Genomic DNA, 20,152 nt, shown 5'->3' on the forward strand with positions numbered 1-20,152 from the left:
TGTTCGTCGTTGCCGTTCGTGGGGGTAGACCGGAGGCCCGCGCGGAACTCATCGCGTCCGGGGAAGGTCTTTTCGACTTTCTTCGCCCGGCCTCCTCGTCCGGCCTTCTCCGCTCAGCCGCCCAGCGGCCACGCCGACAGCTCGGCCACCGCCACGGTGAGCGGCCCGAACAGGGCGAACAGCGCACCCGCGCGCAGGACGGCGGCCCGGCGCAGCGTCCCCGCGGGCGCCCCCATCCGCCGCAGCGAGGCGGTGGTGTCCGCGTGCGTCTGTTTCGCCTCGACGGCCGCCGTGAGCAGCGTCGCCACCGTGCAGCCGGCCACCAGCAGCACGCCCAGCACCACGAGCGGACCGGCCGACGGGTCGTCCCGGTCGTGCAGCGACGCCATCGCGTACGCGGCCGACACCACCGCGCAGACCACCCCCAGCGGGCGGCCGATGCGCGTCGCCTCCGTCATCAGCACCCGCCCGGCCAGCAGCCGCAGCGCGCCCGGCCGCACCGCCTGGAGCAGCCGCCCGCACAGATGGGTGAGCCCGGGGCCGACGAGGGCCAGACCGAGGGAGGTCAGGACCAGACCGAGGAACGCGGCCGGACCTCCCTCGGAGCCGGTACGGCTCATGAGCGCCTCCACCGCCACCCCCACCGCGAGCACCGCGACGCCCCACGGCACCCCCGAGGGAGCCGCGGTCGGCACGGCGGGCGGGACGACGGCGCCGGCGGTCTCCGCGCCGGACGCCCCGGCCGACCCTGTCCGAGTGTCCTCCTGCTCCTGGCCGGGCGCTTCCGCGGCCGTGCGCCGCCCGTGCGCGGCGGCGCCCAGCTGCCGGCCGAACCGCCCGTAGGCGCCGAAGGACTCCAGCACCGGAGTGCGCCGGTACGCGCCGAACCGGCCGTACGACCGTGCCGCCCGGCCCGCGCCCGTGACCGGCTCGCGCGGCCGCAGCTTCACCGCCACCGCCGCCGACGCGCCGAGCGGCGCCAGGGCCAGCAGGGTCAGCGCGGCCGGCAGCGGCAGGGGACGTCCGGCGGCCAGGAACTCCCTCGCGCCCCCGCCCAGGGGCGTGCCGGTCAGGTCGCCGCGCAGCTGGAGGAAGACGAGCAGCGCCAGCACGGAACCCAGGACGCAGGACACGGCCGTGGTCGCCGCGGAGATCGCCATCAGCTTGACCGGACCGAGCCCGACCGCCGAGAGCCCGGGCCGGGGCCGGGTCGCCGGGTCGGTGCGGGCGACCGCGACCGCGAGGTGGACCGTGGCCGCCAGCGGCGCCGCGCACCAGGCCAGGCGGAGCGCGGAGGCGGCGGGGTCGGGATGGCTCAGCGCGTGGCCGAGGGCGCTCAGCAGCAGGAAGCCCGTGCCGGCCGAGGCGCCGGCGACGAGGAGCCGACGGACCTGGACGGCGGGCTGGGCCCCGAGGCTCAGACGGAGAGCGAGCACGCCGCCCGGCCTTCCGACTCGGCCGGTCCGGAGACCGGGGGGAGGTGCACGGTCCGCACGCGCCGTCCGTCGAGCAGCGACACCGTGCGGTCGGCGAGGGCGGCGGTCTGCGCGTCGTGCGTGGCGAGGACCACCGTGATGCCGTGCGAGCGGGCCGCGGTGGTGAGGGTGCGCAGCACGTGGGCGCGGTCGACGCGGTGCAGCGGGGCGGTCGGCTCGTCGGCGAACAGCACCGAGGGCGCCGGGGCCAGCGCACGGGCGATGCACACCCGCTGGCGCTCCGCGTGCGTCAGCTCCACGGGGTTCCTGCGCGCCCGGTCGCCGACGTCGAGGCGCTCCAGCCACTCCAGGGCGGCGGCCTTGGCGCGGCGCCGGCCGGTGCCGCGCAGCATGAGGGGCAGCGCGGCGTTCTCCCAGACGTTCAGCTCCGGCACCAGCACCGGGGCCGGGTCGATCCAGCCGAACCGGTCGCGGCGCAGCCGCTCCCGGGCCGCCGGGCCCATGGTGTGCACGGGCACGCTGTTGAACCAGACCTCGCCGTCGTGCGCGGGCGCCAGGCCGGACAGACAGCGCAGCAGGGTCGACTTGCCGCTGCCGCGCGGGCCTGAGACAGCGAGGATCTCGCCCTCCCGGACGCCGAGCGAGACCCCGCTCAGGCCGGGTGAGCCGTCGTCGTGCCGGAAGCGCAGGGCACGTGTCCAGAGCACGTCGTTGTCCGGTGGGGCCACCATGGCGTACACCTCGGTTCGGATCGGAAATGCCGTGCGTTCGTCGGGTAATTCCCCCGTCCGGGGGAACGAAGGGCGGGCCGATCGGTCACTGGGCACGCTAGGCAGGCGGTGGCGGGCGGCAGGACAGCACGCGGCCCCGGACCGCCGTTTCTCACTCGAACGGGCGGCATCGGGGCCGGTGTTGATCATTCAAAGAGAAGATCGGTACCTCGGACGGCCTACAGCTTCGTCCACGCCTCCGTGAGGGTCGCGCGCAGGATCTGCTCGATCTCGTCGAAGGTCTCCTGGTTCGAGATCAGCGGCGGCGCGAGCTGGACGACCGGGTCGCCGCGGTCGTCGGCACGGCAGTACAGGCCGTTCTCGAACAGCTTCCCGGACAGGAAGCCGTACAGCACGCGCTCGGTCTCGTCGGCGTCGAAGGACTCCTTGGTCGCCTTGTCCTTGACCAGCTCGATGCCGTAGAAGAAGCCGTTGCCGCGGACGTCGCCGACGATCGGCAGGTCGTGCAGCTTCTCCAGGGTGGAGCGGAACGCGCCCTCGTTGTCGAGCACGTGCTGGTTGAGGCCCTCGCGCTCGAACAGGTCGAGGTTGGCGAGGCCGACCGCCGCCGACACCGGGTGGCCGCCGAAGGTGTAGCCGTGCAGGAAGGTGTTGTCGCCCTGGTAGAACGGCTCGGCGAGCCGGTCGGAGACGATGCACGCGCCGATGGGGGAGTAGCCCGAGGTCATGCCCTTGGCGCAGGTGATCATGTCCGGTACGTAGCCGAACTTGTCACAGGCGAAGGTGGTGCCGAGGCGGCCGAAGGCGCAGATGACCTCGTCGGAGACGAGCAGCACGTCGTACCGGTCGCAGATCTCGCGCACCCGCCGGAAGTAGCCGGGCGGGGGCGGGAAGCAGCCGCCCGCGTTCTGCACGGGCTCCAGGAACACCGCGGCGACCGTGTCCGGGCCCTCGAAGAGGATCTGCTGCTCGATCTGGTCGGCGGCCCAGCGGCCGAACGCCTCCGGGTCGTCGCCGTGGACCGGCGCCCGGTAGATGTTGGTGTTCGGTACCTTGTGCGCGCCCGGGACCAGCGGCTCGAAGGGGGCCTTGAGGGCCGGCAGGCCGGTGATGGACAGGGCGCCCTGCGGGGTGCCGTGGTAGGCGACCGCGCGGGAGATGACCTTGTACTTGGTCGGCTTGCCGGTCAGCTTGAAGTACTGCTTGGCGAGCTTCCAGGCGGTCTCCACCGCCTCGCCGCCGCCGGTGGTGAAGAAGACCTTGTTCAGGTCGCCGGGGGCCTCGTGCGCGAGCCGCTCCGCGAGTTCCACGGCCTTGGGGTGGGCGTAGGACCACACCGGGAAGAACGCCAGTTCCCGCGCCTGCTTGGCGGCGGTCTCGGCCAGCTCCTGCCGACCGTGCCCGGCCTGCACCACGAACAGGCCCGCGAGGCCGTCGAGGTAGCGCTTGCCCTTGTCGTCGTAGATGTGGGTGCCCTCACCGCGGACGATGGTGGGGACGGGAGCGTTCTCGTACGACGACATGCGGGTGAAGTGCATCCACAGGTGGTCGTACGCGGACCTGCCGAGGTCCTTGGGGGTGTCGGTGCTCACGATTATCGGGTTCCCCACATGTAGGTCTGCTTCTTGAGCTTGAGGTAGACGAAACTCTCGGTGGAGCGCACACCGGGCACGGCCCGGATGCGTTTGTTGATGACCTCCAGCAGGTGGTCGTCGTCCTCGCAGACGATCTCGACCATCAGGTCGAAGGAGCCGGCGGTCATCACCACGTACTCGCACTCGGTCATCGCGGCCAGCGCGTCGGCGACGGCCTCCACGTCCCCCTCGACGGTGACGCCGACCATCGCCTGCCGGCGGAAGCCCACGGTGAGCGGGTCCGTGACGGCGACGATCTGCATCACGCCCTGGTCGAGCAGCTTCTGCACGCGCTGGCGCACCGCAGCCTCCGACAGGCCGACGGCCTTGCCGATCGCGGCGTACGGCCGGCGGCCGTCCTCCTGGAGCTGCTCGATGATGGCGAGGGAGACGGCGTCCAACTGGGGTCCGCCGCCGTGTCTGGACTCGCGGGAGTCCTTGGGGTCTGCGCTTCGACTGGCCACGGGATCACTGTGCACGACGTATCGGCAGTTTCGCAAGGCTCGATCGATGAAATCCGTTGTTGATGAAGCCCATGGGTGCGGATTTCGCAGATGCGGGGGGAGCGGGGGTGTTGAAAACGTCAGCGGTCCGTCTAGGGTGGGTGTCTCAGAGGTTGGACACCTCGACCCGTACACACCCGACACCTCGGGCACCACACACCCGACACCTCGGGGACCCACGAGGAACACCAGGAGGGCCTGCAGTGAGCACCGAGCTGCGTCGTCTGCGCAACTACATCGGCGGTGAGTTCCGGGACGCCGCCGACGGACGGACCACCGAGGTGGTCAACCCCGCGACCGGCGAGGCGTACGCGACCGCTCCGCTGTCCGGTCCCGCGGACGTGGACGCCGCGATGGCGGCCGCGGCCGCTGCCTTCCCCGGCTGGCGCGACACCACCCCGGCCGAGCGGCAGCGGGCGCTGCTGAAGATCGCGGACGCCTTCGAGGAGCGCGCCGAGGAACTCATCGCCGCCGAGGTGGAGAACACGGGCAAGCCCGTCGGGCTGACCCGCACCGAGGAGATCCCGCCGATGGTGGACCAGATCCGCTTCTTCGCGGGCGCGGCGCGGATGCTGGAGGGCAAGGGCGCCGGCGAGTACATGGAGGGCCTGACCTCCTTCGTGCGCCGCGAGCCGGTCGGCGTCTGCGCCCAGGTGGCGCCGTGGAACTACCCGATGATGATGGCCGTGTGGAAGTTCGCCCCGGCGATCGCCGCGGGCAACACGGTCGTCCTCAAGCCGTCGGACACCACCCCGGCCTCCACCGTCCTCATCGCCGAGATCCTCGGCTCGATCCTCCCCAAGGGCGTCTTCAACGTCGTCTGCGGCGACCGCGACACCGGCCGTCTGATGGTCGAGCACCCCACCCCGGCGATGGCCTCCATCACCGGCTCGGTGCGCGCGGGCATGGCGGTCGCCGAGTCCGCCTCCAAGGACCTCAAGCGGGTCCACCTGGAGCTGGGCGGCAAGGCCCCGGTCGTGGTCTTCGGCGACGTCGACATCGCCAAGGCCGTCGAGGGCATCTCCGAGGCCGGCTACTTCAACGCCGGGCAGGACTGCACGGCCGCCACGCGCGTGCTGGTGCACGAGTCCGTCCACGACGAGTTCGTCCAGGCGCTGGCCAAGGCCGCCGCCGACATCAAGACGGGCATGCCCGACGACGAGGACGTCCTCTACGGGCCGCTCAACAACCCGAACCAGCTCCAGCAGGTGGAGGGCTTCATCGAACGGCTGCCCGCCCACGCGCGCGTGGAGGCCGGCGGCAAGCGGGTCGGCGACCGGGGTTACTTCTACGCGCCGACCGTCGTCTCGGGCCTCAGGCAGGACGACGAGATCATCCAGAAGGAGGTCTTCGGGCCGGTCATCACCGTCCAGTCCTTCACGGACGAGGACCAGGCCGTCGAGTACGCCAACGGCGTGGAGTACGCGCTGGCCTCGTCGGTGTGGACCAGGGACCACGCCCGCGCGATGCGGATGTCCAAGAAGCTGGACTTCGGCTGCGTGTGGATCAACACGCACATCCCGCTGGTCGCCGAGATGCCGCACGGCGGCTTCAAGAAGTCGGGTTACGGCAAGGACCTGTCGGCCTACGGCTTCGACGACTACACGCGGATCAAGCACGTGATGACCTCGCTGGACGGCTGACGCACGGGGCGTCCGGCCCCGGACGGCGCACCGCACCGTCCGGGGCCGACGTGTGTCCGCACGACGTCCGACCGCACTTTTGAACATGTTCAACTCCGGGCGTGCGCTTCCGCCGTGAGCGACAGGGCCGCCCTGCTCAAGGGTGCTCGCGTCTGGCTGGTGTTCTTCGTCGTCCGCCTGGTGCTCAGCGGCGTCACGGCCTTCCCGCTGGTGCACGAACTGCGCTGGACCGAGGAGGTGTTGCGGTCGCTCGGCGCTTCGGAGCACCTCCCCGGCCTCATGGAGTGGATCGAGCGCGTACGGGACGGACTCGACGCCGCCGACGCCGACCACCCCTTCCTGCTCTACGGCACCGACTGGCCGGCCTTCGCCCACCTCGTGGTCGCGGTCGCCTTCCTCGGCCCCTACCGCGACCCCTACGCAACATCTGGGTCGTGGAGTTCGGCCTGATCGCCTGCGCAGGCGTCATCCCGCTCGCCCTGGTCTGCGGGCCGGTCCGCGGCATCCCCTTCTGGTGGAGCGTCGGTCGACATGGCGTTCGGCGTGTTCGACGCGATCCCGCTGTACGTGGTCCGGAACAGGACCAAGCGGCTCGAGGCGCTCACGGCGGACCCCGCTCCCGGGGTGTCCGCCGCTCCCGCCCGATAGGTTGGGGCCATGAAGCGTGAACAGGTGGGCGGGGCCGTCACATGGGGGCTCCTGGGCGCTTGGGCCGTGCACGATCTCGAGGAACTGGCCACCGTGCCGGGATGGTTGCGGAAGAACGTGCCCGAGCTGCGGCGGCGGTTCCCGCAGGTGCCGGAGGCGGTGTGGCGGCGGGCCGGGACCATGGGGGCGGCCGAATTCACCGCGGCGGTCGGCGTGATGGGAGCCGTCGTCGGAGCCGCGTCGGCCGCCGGACGGCTGAGCGGAGGGCGATCCGGCTTCTACCAGACCGCGCTGACCGGCTTCGGACTGCACGGGGTGATGCACATGGCACAGGCCGCGGCGGTACGCGGCTACACCCCCGGCTCCCTGACCTCGCCGCTGGTCGTCCTGCCGTTCACGCTGTGGGCGCGCGGCCGGCTGCGCCGGGCGGGCGTGCTGCGTCCCGCACGTCCCCGTGACGCGGTGACCGGCCTGGCGGCCGCGGGGGCGGCCACGGTCGCGTCGCACGTGGTGGCGCGCCGGCTGCTCGGAGCGGCGCGCCGCCGGTCGTCATGACGTGACGCGGCCGCGCAGCGCGCACAGGACGTCGACGCGGTTGGTGGTGATCGAGTCCACCCCCGCGGCCAGCAGGCGGCGCATGGAGCGACGGGTGTCCGGGGTCCACACGGACAGCAGGCAGCCGTCACGGTGGACGCGCTCCGCGAGCGCCCGGTCCACCACGCTGAAGCGGTAGTTGAGCCAGCGCGGCCGGACCGCCTCCAGGAGGCCGGCGCGCACCGGGGCGTGGGAGGTGTGGGTGAGCGCGATCTCCGCGGCCGGGTCCACCGTCCGCACGGCGAGCATGGTGGGGGCGCCCGCGCAGTAATAGACGCGGTCCTGGGCGCCCTGCTCCCGGACGACGTCCACGATCCGGCGCACGGCGCGCACGCCCGGGCCGCCGGGCAGGTCGATCATCACCCGGCTGCCCTCGGTCGCCGCCAGCGCGTCGGCGAGGGCGGGCACCCCGCCGTCCGTGACCTCGCGCACCTCGCTCCAGGTGAGGGACGCCAGCGGGCGGTCGTGGTGCCACAGGCGTGCGAGCGTCGCGTCGTGCAGCAGCACCGGGACGCCGTCTCGGGTGAGCCGTACGTCGGTCTCGACCGCGTCCGCGCCCCGCCGGATCGCGGAGCGCAGGGAGGCCAGGGTGTTCTCGCGGACGCGGTACGGGTCTCCGCGGTGGGCCACGGCGGTCACGTGCTGCATGGGGGCCCCTTCGCGGGTGGTCAGGAGGCGAGCCAGGAGGCGGTGTACGTGTCGATCTCCGCCGCCAGCCGCGCCTTGCCGGCCGGGTCCAGGAACGACGCCTCGACCGCGTTCTTCGCCAGGTCCGCCAGGCCCCGCTCGTCGAGGTCCAGCAGCCGGGCGGCGACCGCGTACTCGGTGGCGAGGTCGGTGCCGAACATCGGCGGGTCGTCGGAGTTGACCGTCACCAGCACGCCCGCCCGGGTGAACTCCTTGATCGGGTGCTCGTCCAGGGTGGCGACCGCGCGGGTGGCGATGTTGGAGGTCGGGCACACCTCCAGCGGGATGCGCCGCTCGGCGAGGTGCCGCAGCAGCTCCGGGTCCCGCGCGGCGCTGGTGCCGTGGCCGATGCGCTCGGCGCCCAGCTCGTTCAGCGCGTCCCAGATCGTCTCCGGGCCGGTGGTCTCGCCCGCGTGCGGCACCGAGCGCAGCCCGGCGGCGACGGCCCGGTCGAAATACGGCTTGAACTGCGGGCGCGGCACGCCGATCTCGGGGCCGCCCAGGCCGAAGGAGACCAGGCCCTCCGGGCGCAGCCGGTCGTCGGTGGCGAGCCGCGTCGTCTCCTCGGCGGCCTCCAGGCCGGCCTCGCCCGGGATGTCGAAGCACCAGCGCAGCACGGTGCCCAGCTCGCCCTCGGCCGCCTTGCGGGCGTCCTCGATCGCGTCCATGAAGGCGCGCTCGTCGATCCCGCGGCGGGTGGAGGAGAACGGGGTGATGGTCAGCTCGGCGTACCGCACCTGCTGCCGGGCCAGCTCACGGGCCACCTCGTAGGTCAGCAGCCGCACGTCCTCGGGGGTGCGGATCAGGTCGACGACGGACAGGTACACCTCGATGAAGTGCGCGAAGTCCGTGAAGGTGAAGTAGTCGGCCAGGGCCTCGGGGTCGGTGGGGACCTTGGAGTCGGGGTGGCGGGCGGCCAGTTCCGAGACGATGCGGGGGGAGGCGGAGCCGACGTGGTGCACGTGCAGTTCGGCCTTGGGCAGCCCGGCGATGAAGGCGCGCAGGTCACGGACCTGTCCGGCGGTGGCCGCGGGGTCGTGGCGGTCGGTCAAGGTTCCTCCCCGGGAACGGCGTCCCGGGCCGGGTCGCGGCGGGACGCGGGTGATCGGCTGATCGACGGTGCGGGGATCATCGTAGGCCGGGCGCACGCGGGACGGGCGCGGGCCGTACCATGACGGTTCGTCCGAGGAAGGGGTCGCAGCGCATGTCCGACGACGCACCGGCGCCGGGGGCCCGGGACCGCACGGGGGACGCAACGCCTCCGGCGGGTCCGTCCGCCCCTGAGGTGTGGCCGGCGCCGGCCGACGGCGGGGCGCCGCACGTGGCCCCCCAGGACGGCTCGCTGGTGGACGCGCGGACCACGGAGACGGGGCGTGCGGCGCCGGGCGCGCGGGACGCCGGGACGCCCGCGTCCGATCCCTGGGCGCTGCCCGGGGGCCGTGCGGCGGCCTCCGGCGGTCCGGGCGAGACCGTGGTGGCGGGAGGGACCCCGCCGTGGCCGGCGCCCACCGTGCACGACCGGGCGGCGTCCGGCGCGTCCTCGGTGCACGCCCAGGAGACGGTGACGTCCTTCCCGACGGCCTCGAACCCGGCCCCGCCCGCGCCCGCGTTCACGCCCGCGTCCGCGCCTTACGGGAGTCCGTGGGCAGGCCCTTCGGCAGCGACCGCGCCCGTGCCGCAGGCCGCCGGCCCGGCCGCGCCCCCGGCCGCCGGCGCGGCCGTCCCGCCGCCGCCCATCGGTCCGGAAGGGCCGGGGCAGCTCCCCTACGGCTATCCGCACGCGGGGTACGCCGGTGCGCCCGCCCAAGGACACCCCGGCTGGACCGGGGCGCCACCCCTGCCGAGCAACGGCATGGGCGTCTCCTCCCTGGTCCTCGGGATCATCGCGGCGGCCGGGTTCTGCTTCTGGCCGGTGGCCGTCGTGCTGGGCGTCCTTGCGGTGATCTTCGGCGCGATCGGCCGCGGCAAGGCGAGCCGCGGCGAGGCCACGAACGCGGGGCAGGCCCTGGCGGGCATCATCTGCGGAGCCGTCGGCAGCGTGCTGGCTCTCATCCTGGGTGTCGTCGTCCTGGTCACCTGAGCCCGACGGCCCGACGGCCGGGGCTCGCGCCTGCGGCGCCGACGGGGCTGACCCCGGACGCGTCCCGTCGGGAGGCGGCCCGGGACGCACCGTCGGAAGGGCGGGGCGCCCCCGGTGCGTGGCCGCCGCGCTCACCAGGGCGCCGCCCGCGGCCGGCACCGAGGCCCCCCACCTCTTTGGGCTGCCGCCGGCGCCGGCGCGCACCGGGGGGGCGACGGACCCCCCGCCCCTACTCCGCGGCCTCCGCTCCCCCCGCGGCCCACGCCGCCTCCCTCAACCGCCTGCGTGCCTCCATCAGCGCGAAGCCCAGCAGATTGGGGCCGCGCCAGCGGGTCGGGTCGTGGGCCGCCTCGTCGCCGGCCGCGAGGCCCATGCCCCACACACGATCAACGGGGCTGGCCTCGACCAGAATCCGCTCGCCCGTGCCCAGCAGGAAAGACCGCAGCCCCTCATGAGCCGCGAACTTGTGCACGCTGCCCTCCACCACGATCCCGAACCGCTCCCGCCGCCAGGTCTCCTCGTCGAAGCCGCGGACCAGGCGGCCCGCCTTCTTCGCCAGGGAGGGATGCGCGGCGGCCAGCACGCGCCGCTCGCCCTCGGCGTCGCCGAAGAGGCGTGCCTTGGCCGCCATCATCCAGTGCTCGGCGGTCGCGTACTCCACGCCGTCGACGGTGAACGGCGCCGGCCACCACTGGCTCAGGCAACTCGCCCCGATACGGCCGTCGGGCAGCGGCCGGTGCCCCCAGAAGTGCAGGTACTTCACCCGCTCCCCGGCCCGCACCGCCTCGATCAGCGCCTCCCTGGAAGCCACCGCTCGTACGGTTCCGCCCAAGGCCGTCACCCCCCGATGTCGATCTGTGCCGGAGCAGTCTCGCAGGCGCCACTGACACTCCGTCCTGCCTTTTCCGTTGCCACTCGACACCTGGTCGACAGATTCCGTCGCGTAACCAAATGGCAACAACGGAATCACTTGTTGGAGCGTCTCTGCTCTGTCAGGATCGGCACTCACATCGAGCTGGAGCCACGCCGCCCCCCTCGGGGGAGACGGAGGAGAGCGACATGCACAACCCCGGCAGCACCACGCAGGAACGATTCCCGGCCCGTGAACGGTTCGCGGACGGCGCGCAGTTCATCGCCGGCCGGCTCGCCGAGGGCACCTCGGGACGGACCCACTCCGTGGTCGACCCGGCCACCGGCGCGGAGGTGTACGCCTACGGCCTCGCCGGGCCCGACGACGTCGACGCGGCCGTCGCCGCCGCCCGGGAGGCGTTCCCCGGCTGGGCCGGCGCCACCCCCGGCGAGCGCTCCGACGCCCTGCACCGGTTCGCCGCCGCGGTCGCCGAGCGGGCGGAGGACCTCGCCCGCGCCGAGTCGCTGCAGTGCGGCAAGCCGCTGAAGCTGAGCCGTGAGTTCGACGTGCCGGGCACGATCGACAACATCGCCTTCTTCGCCGGCGCCGCCCGCCACCTCGCGGGGCAGTCGGCCGGCGAGTACTCCGGCGACCACACCTCCTACGTCCGCCGCGAACCCGTCGGCGTCGTGGGATCCGTCGCCCCCTGGAACTACCCGCTGCAGATGGCCGCGTGGAAGATCCTCCCGGCGATCGCCGCGGGCAACACCGTCGTCCTGAAGCCCGCCGAGCTCACCCCGCTGACCTCGCTGCTGTTCGCGCAGGCCGCGACCGACGCCGGCATCCCGGACGGCGTGATCAACATCGTCACCGGCACCGGCAGGGAGGCCGGCGAGCACCTGGTCGGCCACCCCGACGTGGCCATGACCTCCTTCACCGGCTCCACCGCCGTCGGCAAGCGGGTCGCCGAGATCGCCACCGCCACCGTCAAGCGCCTCCACCTGGAGCTGGGCGGCAAGGCGCCCTTCGTGGTCTTCGACGACGCCGACCTCGACGCGGCCGTCCACGGCGCCGTCGCGGGCGCGCTCATCAACACCGGCCAGGACTGCACCGCCGCCACGCGCGCGTACGTGCAGCGCCCGCTGTACGACGCCTTCGTGGAGCGCACCGCCGCGCTGATGGAGACCGTCCGGCTGGGCGACCCCTTCGCCCCCGGCACCGACCTCGGCCCGCTGGTCTCCCACGCCCAGCGCGACCGGGTGGCCGGTTTCGTCGACCGCGCGCGTGCCTACGCACGCGTGGTGACCGGCGGGGAGGCACCCCTGGGCGAGCTGGCCGGCGGCGCGTACTATCGCCCCACGCTGATCGCCGGCGCCGCGCAGGACAGCGAGGTCGTGCAGTCGGAGATCTTCGGACCGGTGCTGGTCGTCCTGCCCTTCGACACCGACGACGAGGGCATCGCGCTCGCCAACGACACCCCGTACGGGCTCGCCGCCTCCGCCTGGAGCCGCGACGTGTACCGCACGGGCCGGGCCACCCGCGAGATCAAGGCGGGGTGCGTGTGGATCAACGACCACATCCCGATCGTCAGCGAGATGCCGCACGGCGGCCACCGGGCGTCCGGCTTCGGCAAGGACATGTCCGCGTACTCCTTCGAGGAGTACACCCAGATCAAGCACGTCATGTTCGACAACACGGCGGTGGTCCGCAAGGACTGGCACCGCACCGTCTTCGGGGACCGATAGCAGCCAGGCCGCCCGACCCGCGGCCACTTCCCGAAAGGGCACCACGCGCATGGAGCAGTACGAGCCCGACCGCCTCTCGCCGGTCCAGCAGGCCGCGATACGGCGCAGTCTCCGCAACGGCAGGGCTGCCCTCACCCGCCGTTCCCTGCTGCGCGCCTCGGCGGGCGGCGCGCTCGCGGCCGGCGGCCTGAGCGCCTGCGGCATCCCTCCGGCGGGAAACACCGCGGGCGGCGTCTCCGCGGAGGACCACTCGGCGAAGGAGAGGACCGTGACCTTCTCCAACTGGACCGAGTACATGGACACCGACGACAGCGGGCGCAGGCACCCCACGCTGGAGGCGTTCACGAAGCGCACCGGCATCAAGGTCACGTACACCGAGGACATCAACGACAACACCGAGTTCTTCGGCAAGATCAAGCCGCAGCTCGCCGCGGGCCAGGACACCGGCCGCGACATCATCGTCCTCACCGACTGGCTGGCCGCCCGCCTGATCCGCCTCGGCTGGGTGCAGAAGCTCGACGCGTCGAACCTCCCGCACGCCTTCGCCAACCTGGCCCCGTCGTACCGGACCCCCGACTGGGACCCGGGCCGCGCCTACTCGTACCCCTGGCAGGGCATCGCGACCGTCATCGCGTACAACAGGAAGGCGCTCGACGGCGTCGAGGTGAAGACCCTCTCCGACCTGCTGGACAACCCGAAGCTCAAGGGCCGGGTCGGGCTGCTCACCGAGATGCGCGACACCATGGGCATGGCGCTGCTGGACATGGACAAGGACCCGCGGTCCTTCGGCGCCGACGACTACGACGCGGCCCTCGCCCGGCTGCAGAAGGCCGTCGACAAGGGGCAGATCCGCCGCTTCACCGGCAACGACTACACCTCGGACCTCACCAAGGGCGACCTCGCCGCGTGCGTCGCGTGGGCCGGCGACGTCGTCCAGCTCCAGGCGGACAACCCGGACATCGGCTTCGTCATCCCGGACAGCGGCTACATGCTCTCCAGCGACAACATGCTGATCCCCGGCAAGGCCCGGCACAAGACGAACGCCGAGCGCCTGATCGACTACTACTTCGAGCCGCGGCCGGCCGCCCAGCTCGCCGCCTACATCAACTTCGTCTGTCCGGTCGACGGGGTGAAGGAGGAGCTCGCGAAGCTCGACGAGGACGCGGCGAACAACCCGCTGATCCTCCCCGACAGCGCCATGCAGGCCAAGTCCCGTGCCTTCCGCTCGCTGAGCTCCGAGGAAGAGACGGCGTTCGAAGGCAAGTTCGCGAAGCTCACGGGGGCGTGACGAGATGAAGACCACCGAAGCGACCACCCCGGCCGGCGGCGGTGACGTCCGCCTCACCGGGATCAGCAAGACCTACGGCGACTTCACGGCCGTGCACCCGCTCGACCTGACCGTCCCGGAGGGCTCCTTCTTCGCCCTGCTCGGCGCGTCCGGCTGCGGCAAGACCACCACCCTGCGCATGATCGCCGGCCTGGAGGAGCCCACCGCGGGCACCGTCCACCTCGGCGACCAGGACGTCACCGCGCTGCCGCCGTACAAGCGGCCGGTGAACACGGTCTTCCAGTCCTACGCCCTCTTCCCGCACCTCGACATCTACGAGAACGTCGCCTTCGGCCTGCGCCGGCGCGGCATCAGAAGCGTGAAGAAGCAGGTCGAGGAGATGCTGGAGCTGGTCCAGCTCGGCGAGCAGGCGCGCAGGAAGCCGCACCAGCTCTCCGGCGGCCAGCAGCAGCGCGTCGCGGTCGCCCGCGCGCTGATCAACCACCCCAGGGTGCTCCTCCTCGACGAGCCGCTCGGCGCCCTCGACCTGAAGCTGCGCCGCCAGATGCAGCTGGAGCTCAAGCGCATCCAGACCGAGGTCGGCATCACCTTCGTGCACGTCACCCACGACCAGGAGGAGGCCATGACCATGGCCGACCGCGTCGCGGTGATGAACGCCGGCCGGGTCGAGCAGCTCGGCGCCCCCGCCGACCTGTACGAGAACCCGCGTACCACCTTCGTCGCCAACTTCCTCGGCACGTCGAACTTCATCGAGGCCGAGGTGGACTCCGCGTCCGGCGACGACATCGTGCTCAAGGCGGGCGGCGGCAAGCTGCTGCTGCGCCGGGCCCGCACCAGCGCGCCCACCACCACGGGCGGCAGGATCCTCGCCGGGGTGCGCCCGGAGAAGATCTCCCTCACGCACGCCGACGACGCCGGCGGGATACCCGAGGGCCGCAACCGCATCACCGGCCGGATCACCGAGTCCAGCTTCATCGGCGTCTCCACGCAGTTCGTCGTCGACAGCCCGGTCTGCTCCGACGTCGAGGTCTACGTGCAGAACGTCGACCGGGACCCGCGGCTCGCGCCCGGCGCCGAGGTCGTCCTGCACTGGAACCCGGCGCACACCTTCGGCCTGGACGCCGCCCAGTCCCCGCTTGCCGGGACGGTGGGCTCCGCGGGCGCCGGGACGGTCGAGGAAGAGGTCGCCTGATGGCCACGGCCACCGAGGCGCCGCCGACGCCGGCGCCCGCCGCCCCCGAGGAGAAACCGCCGCGCAGACGCGGGCGCCGGACGCCGTACCTGCTCCTGCTGCCCGGTCTGCTCTGGCTCGTCGTGTTCTTCGCGCTGCCGGTGATCTACCAGGCCTCCACGTCCGTGCAGACGGGCTCCCTGGAGGAGGGCTACGAGGTCACCTGGCACTTCGCCACCTACTGGGACGCGCTGTCCGAGTACTGGCCGCAGTTCGTCCGCTCGGTGCTCTACGCGGCCTCCGCGACCGTGCTGTGCCTGCTGCTCGGCTACCCGCTGGCGTACCTGATCGCCTTCCGGGCGGGCCGCTGGCGCAACCTGATCATGATCCTGGTGATCGCGCCGTTCTTCACCAGCTTCCTGATCCGCACCCTCGCCTGGAAGACGATCCTCGCCGACGGCGGCCCGGTGGTCGGCGCCCTCGACGCGCTGCACGTCCTGGACGTCACGGCGTTCCTCGGCTGGACCGCCGGCGACCGGGTCCTCGCCACCCCGCTCGCGGTGGTGTGCGGTCTGACGTACAACTTCCTGCCGTTCATGATCCTTCCGCTGTACACCTCGCTGGAGCGGATCGACCCCCGGCTGCACGAGGCGGCCGGCGACCTGTACGCCGAGCCGTCGACCACCTTCCGCAAGGTCACCTTCCCGCTGTCGATGCCGGGCGTGGTCTCCGGCACGCTGCTGACCTTCATCCCGGCCTCCGGCGACTACATCAACGCGGACCTGCTCGGCTCCACCGACACCCGGATGGCCGGCAACGTCATCCAGTCGCAGTTCCTGCGGATCCTGGACTACCCGACGGCCGCGGCGCTCTCGTTCATCCTGATGGCCGCGGTCCTCGCCGTCGTCACGGTCCACATCCGCAAGTCCGGCACGGAGGATCTGGTTTAAATGGCCTTCGTCAAGTGGTTCAGGCGCAACCTGGTCGTCATCGCGGGCCTGCTGACGCTCGCCTATCTCCTGTTGCCGAACGTCGTCGTCACGGTGTTCTCCCTCAACCGGCCGAAGGGGCGCTTCAACTACGAGTGGCAGGAGTTCTCCACCGACGCGTGGCGGGACCCGTGCGGGGTCTCGGGGCTGTGCGAGTCGCTCGGCCTCAGCCTGCAGATCGCCCTCTGGGCCACGCTCGGCGCCACGCTGCTCGGCACGATGATCGCGTTCGCGCTGGTCCGCTACCGCTTCCGCGCCCGCGGCGCGGTCAACTCGCTGATCTTCCTGCCGATGGCGATGCCCGAGGTGGTGATGGCGGCCTCGCTGCTCACCCTGTTCCTCAACATGGGGGCGGAGCTGGGCTTCTGGACGATCCTGATCGCCCACATCATGTTCTGCCTCAGTTTCGTCGTGGTCGCCGTGAAGGCGCGCGTGATGTCGATGGACCCACGTCTGGAACAGGCCGCGCAGGACCTCTACGCCGGCCCGGTGCAGACGTTCCTGCGGGTCACCCTGCCGATCGCCGCCCCCGGCATCGCGGCGGGCGCGCTGCTCGCCTTCGCCCTGTCCTTCGACGACTTCATCATCACCAACTTCAACGCCGGTTCGACCGTCACCTTCCCGATGTTCGTCTGGGGCTCCGCACAGCGCGGCACGCCCGTCCAGATCAACGTCGTCGGCACGGCCATGTTCGTGGCCGCCGTGCTGCTGGTGCTGGTCTCCATGGCGGTCGGCAACCGCCGCAGACGGCAGAAGGCATAGCGACCGGGCACCACAGTCCGCAGTAGGGAGTTGAGATCATGGCCCCGAGCGCCATGAGCCGTTGGACGCAGTCCCTCTCCGAGGCCCGGCCGGTCTCCTACTGGCTGGACGACCCCGGCCGCCCCGGCCCCGAGCCGGCCCTGACCGGCCGCGTCACCTGCGACCTGCTGGTCGTGGGCGGCGGCTACAGCGGACTGTGGACCGCGTTGATCGCCAAGGAGCGCGATCCCTCACGGGACGTGGTGCTGGTGGAGGGCCGCGAGGTGGGCTGGGCCGCCTCCGGCCGCAACGGCGGGTTCTGCGCCGCCTCCCTCACCCACGGACTGGCCAACGGGCTCGCCCGCTGGCCCGACGAGATCCACACCCTGGAGCGGCTGGGCGCCCGCAACCTCGACGCCATCGAGGAGACGGTCGCCCGCCACTCCATCGACTGCGCCTTCGAGCGCACCGGCGAGATCGACGTCGCCACCGAGCCGTACCAGGCGCGGGAACTGCGCGCCTGGTACGACGAGATCAGCGCCCGTGGCCTCGCCGACGGCATCGAGTTCCTGGACGCCGACGCGGTCCGCGAGCAGGTCGACTCGCCCACCTTCGTGGCCGGGCTCCACGACCGCCGGGGCGTCGCCCTGCTCGACCCGGCCCGCCTGGCCTGGGGCCTCAAGCGCGCCTGCCTCGGCCTCGGGGTGCGCGTGTACGAGCACACCCCCGCCCTCACCCTCCGGCAGTACGGCGCCGGCATGTCCGTCCGCACCCCGTACGGCGCGATCCGCGCCCGCCGGGTCGCGCTCGGCACCAACGTCTTCCCCAGCCTGGTGCGCCGGGTCCGCCCCTACACCGTCCCGGTCTACGACTACGCCCTGATGACCGAGCCGCTCACCGACGGGCAGCTCGCCTCCATCGGCTGGCGGAACCGCCAGGGACTCGGCGACAGCGCCAACCGGTTCCACTACTTCCGGCTCTCCGCCGACAACCGGATCCTGTGGGGCGGCTACGACGCGGTCTACCCGTACGGCGGCCGGGTGCGCGCCGAGTACGACGACCGGCCGGAGACGTACGCCAAGCTCGCGGGCCACTTCTTCACCTGCTTCCCGCAGCTCGAGGGGGTGCGCTTCACCCACGCCTGGGGCGGCGCGATCGACACCTGCTCCCGTTTCTCGGCGTTCTTCGGCACCGCCCACGCGGGCCGGGTCGCGTACGCGGCGGGCTACACCGGGCTGGGCGTGGGCGCGACCCGCTTCGGGGCGGAGGTGATGCTGGACCTGCTGGCGGGGGAACGGACCGAGCGCACGGAGCTGGGGATGGTGCGCAGCAAGCCGCTGCCGTTCCCGCCGGAGCCGTTCGCCTGGACCGGCATCGCCCTCACCAAGTGGTCGCTGGCCAGAGCGGACGCCCACGAGGGGCGGCGCAACCTGTGGCTGCGGACGATGGACCGGCTGGGGCTGGGCTTCGACAGCTGAGCGGCGGGTGGATCGCGCCGGGCACGAACGGGGCTTGCGCGAGGGCTTGACAGGGGGATTGGTCTGGACCAAATTGGGCGCGCTCCACCCCTCCAACTCCCCCTGCCCGGAGGCCTTTGTGGACCGCGCCAGACCCCACGCCCGCCGCTCCCTCGCCGCCCTGCTCACCGCCACCGCGCTCGCCGCGGCCGGCGTCACCGCCCTGACGCCGGCCGCCCGCGCGGCCGACGCCGACCTCGCCCGCAACGGCGGCTTCGAGACCGGCCTCGACGGCTGGACCTGCCCGGCCGGCACCACCGTCACCTCACCCGTCCGCACCGGCGCCTCCGCGCTGAAGGCCACTCCGGCAGGCGCCGACAACGCCCGCTGCGCCCAGACGGTCACGGTGAGGCCCGACTCCTCGTACACCCTCTCCGGCCACGTCCGCGGCGCCTACGTGTACCTCGGCGCGAGCGGCACCGGCACCACCGACGTCTCCACCTGGACCCAGTCCGCCCCCGAGTGGCAGAAGCTCACGACCACCTTCCGCACCGGCCCCTCCACCACCCGGGTCACGATCTACACCCACGGCTGGTACGGCACCGGCGCCTACCACGCCGACGACATCACCCTCACCGGTCCCGGCGGCGAGACCGGGCAGCCACCCGCCCCGCCCACCGGCCTCACGGCGTCCGGGGTGACCTCCACCAGCGTCTCCCTGTCCTGGTCACCGGCCGCGGGCGCCACCTCCTACGCCGTCTACCGCGACGGCGCCAAGGTCCGCACCGTCACCGGCACCTCCACGACCGTCACCGGCCTGTCGCCCTCGACGGCGTACTCCTTCCAGGTCGCCGCCCTCAACGACGCGGGGGAGTCGGCCCGTTCGGCGACCGTCACCGCGACGACCACCACGCCCGACTCCGGCGGCGGCGACTCCGGCCTCCCGGACCACGCCCTGGTCGGCTACCTCCACGCGAGCTTCGCCAACGGCTCCGGATACACCCGCCTCGCCGACGTGCCCGACCGCTGGGACGTCATCGACCTGGCCTTCGGCGAGCCCACCTCCGTCACCTCCGGCGACATCCGCTTCGAGCGCTGCCCGGCGGCGGAGTGTCCCGGGGTGGAGAGCGACGCCGAGTTCAAGGCGGCGATCAAGGCCAAGCAGGCGGCGGGCAAGAAGGTGCTGATCTCCATCGGCGGCCAGAACGGCCAGGTCCGGCTGACCACGACCGCCGCCCGCGACACCTTCGTCAGCTCCGTCTCGAAGATCATCGACGAGTACGGACTCGACGGCCTGGACATCGACTTCGAGGGTCACTCCCTCTCCCTGGACACCGGCGACACCGACTTCAGGAACCCGAAGACCCCGGTGATCGTCAACCTGATCTCCGCCCTGAAGACCCTCAAGGCCCGCTACGGCGACGACTTCGTCCTGACCATGGCCCCGGAGACCTTCTTCGTCCAGCTCGGCCACCAGTTCTACGGCAGCGGCCCCTGGGGCGGCCAGGACCCGAGGGCGGGCGCCTACCTCCCCGTCATCCACGCCCTGCGGGACGACCTCACCCTGCTGCACGTCCAGGACTACAACTCCGGCCCGATCATGGGCCTGGACGGCCGGTACCACTCCATGGGCGGCGCAGACTTCCACATTGCCATGACCGACATGCTGCTCACCGGCTTCCCGGTGGCGGGCGACGCGGACGACGTCTTCCCGCCGCTGCGCCCCGACCAGGTCGCCATCGGCATGCCCGCCACGGTCAACGCGGGCAACGGCCACGTGCCCCCGGCCGAGGTCGTCAAGACCCTCGACTGCCTGACGAAAGGCGCCGACTGCGGCTCCTACACCCCCCACGGCACCTGGCCGGCCCTCCGCGGCCTGATGACCTGGTCGATCAACTGGGACCGCTTCGGCGGCTGGGAGTTCCAGCGCACGTTCGACGGTTACTTCGGCTGAC

17 protein-coding genes and 1 pseudogene are annotated in these 20,152 nt (G+C 72.4%); 11 read left to right on the forward strand and 7 right to left on the reverse strand.

What is annotated here, in order from left to right; genetic code table 11:
* Positions 1 to 113: 113 nt before the first annotated feature.
* The 4 genes from ACWH4W_RS13745 to ACWH4W_RS13760 all read right to left on the reverse strand — a co-directional run bounded on the left by ACWH4W_RS13745 (position 114) and on the right by ACWH4W_RS13760 (position 4,280).
* Complete coding sequence (locus ACWH4W_RS13745) at positions 114 to 1,436, reverse strand: hypothetical protein (protein WP_473076011.1); 1,323 nt, start codon at positions 1,434 to 1,436, stop codon at positions 114 to 116.
* Entirely contained in the window at positions 1,418 to 2,167 is a 750-nt protein-coding gene (locus ACWH4W_RS13750) for an ABC transporter ATP-binding protein (protein WP_473076012.1), read from the reverse strand. The genes ACWH4W_RS13745 and ACWH4W_RS13750 overlap by 19 nt, the downstream gene beginning before the upstream one ends.
* Before the next feature lie 218 nt (positions 2,168 to 2,385).
* Positions 2,386 to 3,759, reverse strand: a complete 1,374-nt coding sequence (locus ACWH4W_RS13755) for an aspartate aminotransferase family protein (protein ID WP_473076013.1) — start codon at positions 3,757 to 3,759, stop codon at positions 2,386 to 2,388.
* Between the two features lie 2 nt (positions 3,760 to 3,761).
* Entirely contained in the window at positions 3,762 to 4,280 is a 519-nt protein-coding gene (locus ACWH4W_RS13760; protein ID WP_473076014.1) for an Lrp/AsnC family transcriptional regulator, read from the reverse strand.
* A 227-nt stretch (positions 4,281 to 4,507) separates the two neighbouring features.
* Between ACWH4W_RS13760 and ACWH4W_RS13765 the strand changes: the two genes are divergently transcribed.
* The 3 genes and pseudogenes from ACWH4W_RS13765 to ACWH4W_RS13775 all read left to right on the forward strand — a co-directional run bounded on the left by ACWH4W_RS13765 (position 4,508) and on the right by ACWH4W_RS13775 (position 7,150).
* Positions 4,508 to 5,947, forward strand: coding sequence for a gamma-aminobutyraldehyde dehydrogenase (locus ACWH4W_RS13765; protein WP_473076015.1), 1,440 nt, complete (start codon positions 4,508 to 4,510; stop codon positions 5,945 to 5,947).
* Between the two features lie 114 nt (positions 5,948 to 6,061).
* A pseudogene (locus ACWH4W_RS13770) lies at positions 6,062 to 6,595 on the forward strand (hypothetical protein).
* 9 nt (positions 6,596 to 6,604) lie between these two features.
* Positions 6,605 to 7,150: an HXXEE domain-containing protein gene (locus ACWH4W_RS13775; RefSeq protein WP_473076016.1), complete on the forward strand. Its 546-nt coding sequence runs from the start codon at positions 6,605 to 6,607 to the stop codon at positions 7,148 to 7,150.
* Here the strand turns inward: ACWH4W_RS13775 and ACWH4W_RS13780 are convergent.
* Both ACWH4W_RS13780 and ACWH4W_RS13785 read right to left on the reverse strand, forming a co-directional pair.
* Positions 7,145 to 7,837 (reverse strand): glycerophosphodiester phosphodiesterase, encoded by a 693-nt coding sequence (locus tag ACWH4W_RS13780; RefSeq protein WP_473076017.1) that lies wholly within the window; start codon positions 7,835 to 7,837, stop codon positions 7,145 to 7,147. The genes ACWH4W_RS13775 and ACWH4W_RS13780 overlap by 6 nt on opposite strands.
* 20 nt (positions 7,838 to 7,857) lie before the next feature.
* Complete coding sequence (locus ACWH4W_RS13785; protein ID WP_473076018.1) at positions 7,858 to 9,024, reverse strand: adenosine deaminase; 1,167 nt, start codon at positions 9,022 to 9,024, stop codon at positions 7,858 to 7,860.
* 56 nt (positions 9,025 to 9,080) lie between these two features.
* Here ACWH4W_RS13785 and ACWH4W_RS13790 point away from each other — a divergent pair, with 56 nt between their 5' ends.
* On the forward strand, positions 9,081 to 9,956 hold the full coding sequence (locus tag ACWH4W_RS13790) for a DUF4190 domain-containing protein (RefSeq protein WP_473076019.1): 876 nt from the start codon (positions 9,081 to 9,083) through the stop codon (positions 9,954 to 9,956).
* 229 nt (positions 9,957 to 10,185) lie between these two features.
* On the opposite strand, the gene ACWH4W_RS13795 is transcribed toward ACWH4W_RS13790, so the two are convergent.
* Positions 10,186 to 10,767, reverse strand: coding sequence for an NADAR family protein (locus ACWH4W_RS13795; protein ID WP_473076020.1), 582 nt, complete (start codon positions 10,765 to 10,767; stop codon positions 10,186 to 10,188).
* A 248-nt stretch (positions 10,768 to 11,015) separates the two neighbouring features.
* Between ACWH4W_RS13795 and ACWH4W_RS13800 the strand changes: the two genes are divergently transcribed.
* The 7 genes from ACWH4W_RS13800 to ACWH4W_RS13830 all read left to right on the forward strand — a co-directional run bounded on the left by ACWH4W_RS13800 (position 11,016) and on the right by ACWH4W_RS13830 (position 20,151).
* On the forward strand, positions 11,016 to 12,551 hold the full coding sequence (locus ACWH4W_RS13800; RefSeq protein WP_473076021.1) for a gamma-aminobutyraldehyde dehydrogenase: 1,536 nt from the start codon (positions 11,016 to 11,018) through the stop codon (positions 12,549 to 12,551).
* 49 nt (positions 12,552 to 12,600) lie between these two features.
* The gene (locus tag ACWH4W_RS13805) at positions 12,601 to 13,839 is read left to right on the forward strand and encodes a polyamine ABC transporter substrate-binding protein (RefSeq protein WP_473076022.1); all 1,239 of its coding nucleotides are present in this window, start codon (positions 12,601 to 12,603) and stop codon (positions 13,837 to 13,839) included.
* A gap of 4 nt (positions 13,840 to 13,843) precedes the next feature.
* The gene (locus ACWH4W_RS13810; RefSeq protein ID WP_473076023.1) at positions 13,844 to 15,031 is read left to right on the forward strand and encodes an ABC transporter ATP-binding protein; all 1,188 of its coding nucleotides are present in this window, start codon (positions 13,844 to 13,846) and stop codon (positions 15,029 to 15,031) included.
* The gene (locus ACWH4W_RS13815) at positions 15,031 to 15,960 is read left to right on the forward strand and encodes an ABC transporter permease (protein ID WP_473076024.1); all 930 of its coding nucleotides are present in this window, start codon (positions 15,031 to 15,033) and stop codon (positions 15,958 to 15,960) included. Before ACWH4W_RS13810 ends, ACWH4W_RS13815 begins: the two co-directional genes overlap by 1 nt.
* The gene (locus tag ACWH4W_RS13820; RefSeq protein WP_473076025.1) at positions 15,961 to 16,761 is read left to right on the forward strand and encodes an ABC transporter permease; all 801 of its coding nucleotides are present in this window, start codon (positions 15,961 to 15,963) and stop codon (positions 16,759 to 16,761) included. It abuts the gene before it with no gap.
* 38 nt (positions 16,762 to 16,799) lie between these two features.
* Complete coding sequence (locus tag ACWH4W_RS13825) at positions 16,800 to 18,218, forward strand: NAD(P)/FAD-dependent oxidoreductase (RefSeq protein ID WP_473076026.1); 1,419 nt, start codon at positions 16,800 to 16,802, stop codon at positions 18,216 to 18,218.
* 118 nt (positions 18,219 to 18,336) lie between these two features.
* Positions 18,337 to 20,151, forward strand: coding sequence for a chitinase (locus tag ACWH4W_RS13830; protein WP_473076027.1), 1,815 nt, complete (start codon positions 18,337 to 18,339; stop codon positions 20,149 to 20,151).
* Position 20,152: the final 1 nt, after the last annotated feature.

Source organism: Streptomyces sp. DSM 120436 (assembly GCF_055778765.1).

Excerpts from the sequence above, each read along its gene's own strand:
- ACWH4W_RS13775 (WP_473076016.1), top strand. The coding sequence starts at position 6,605 with ATGAAGCGTGAACAGGTGGGCGGGGCCGTCACATGGGGGCTCCTGGGC.
- ACWH4W_RS13800 (WP_473076021.1), top strand. The coding sequence starts at position 11,016 with ATGCACAACCCCGGCAGCACCACGCAGGAACGATTCCCGGCCCGTGAA.
- ACWH4W_RS13805 (WP_473076022.1), top strand. The coding sequence starts at position 12,601 with ATGGAGCAGTACGAGCCCGACCGCCTCTCGCCGGTCCAGCAGGCCGCG.
- ACWH4W_RS13810 (WP_473076023.1), top strand. The coding sequence starts at position 13,844 with ATGAAGACCACCGAAGCGACCACCCCGGCCGGCGGCGGTGACGTCCGC.
- ACWH4W_RS13780 (WP_473076017.1), bottom strand. The coding sequence starts at position 7,837 with ATGCAGCACGTGACCGCCGTGGCCCACCGCGGAGACCCGTACCGCGTC.
- ACWH4W_RS13820 (WP_473076025.1), top strand. The coding sequence starts at position 15,961 with ATGGCCTTCGTCAAGTGGTTCAGGCGCAACCTGGTCGTCATCGCGGGC.
- ACWH4W_RS13750 (WP_473076012.1), bottom strand. The coding sequence starts at position 2,167 with ATGGTGGCCCCACCGGACAACGACGTGCTCTGGACACGTGCCCTGCGC.
- ACWH4W_RS13790 (WP_473076019.1), top strand. The coding sequence starts at position 9,081 with ATGTCCGACGACGCACCGGCGCCGGGGGCCCGGGACCGCACGGGGGAC.
- ACWH4W_RS13825 (WP_473076026.1), top strand. The coding sequence starts at position 16,800 with ATGGCCCCGAGCGCCATGAGCCGTTGGACGCAGTCCCTCTCCGAGGCC.
- ACWH4W_RS13815 (WP_473076024.1), top strand. The coding sequence starts at position 15,031 with ATGGCCACGGCCACCGAGGCGCCGCCGACGCCGGCGCCCGCCGCCCCC.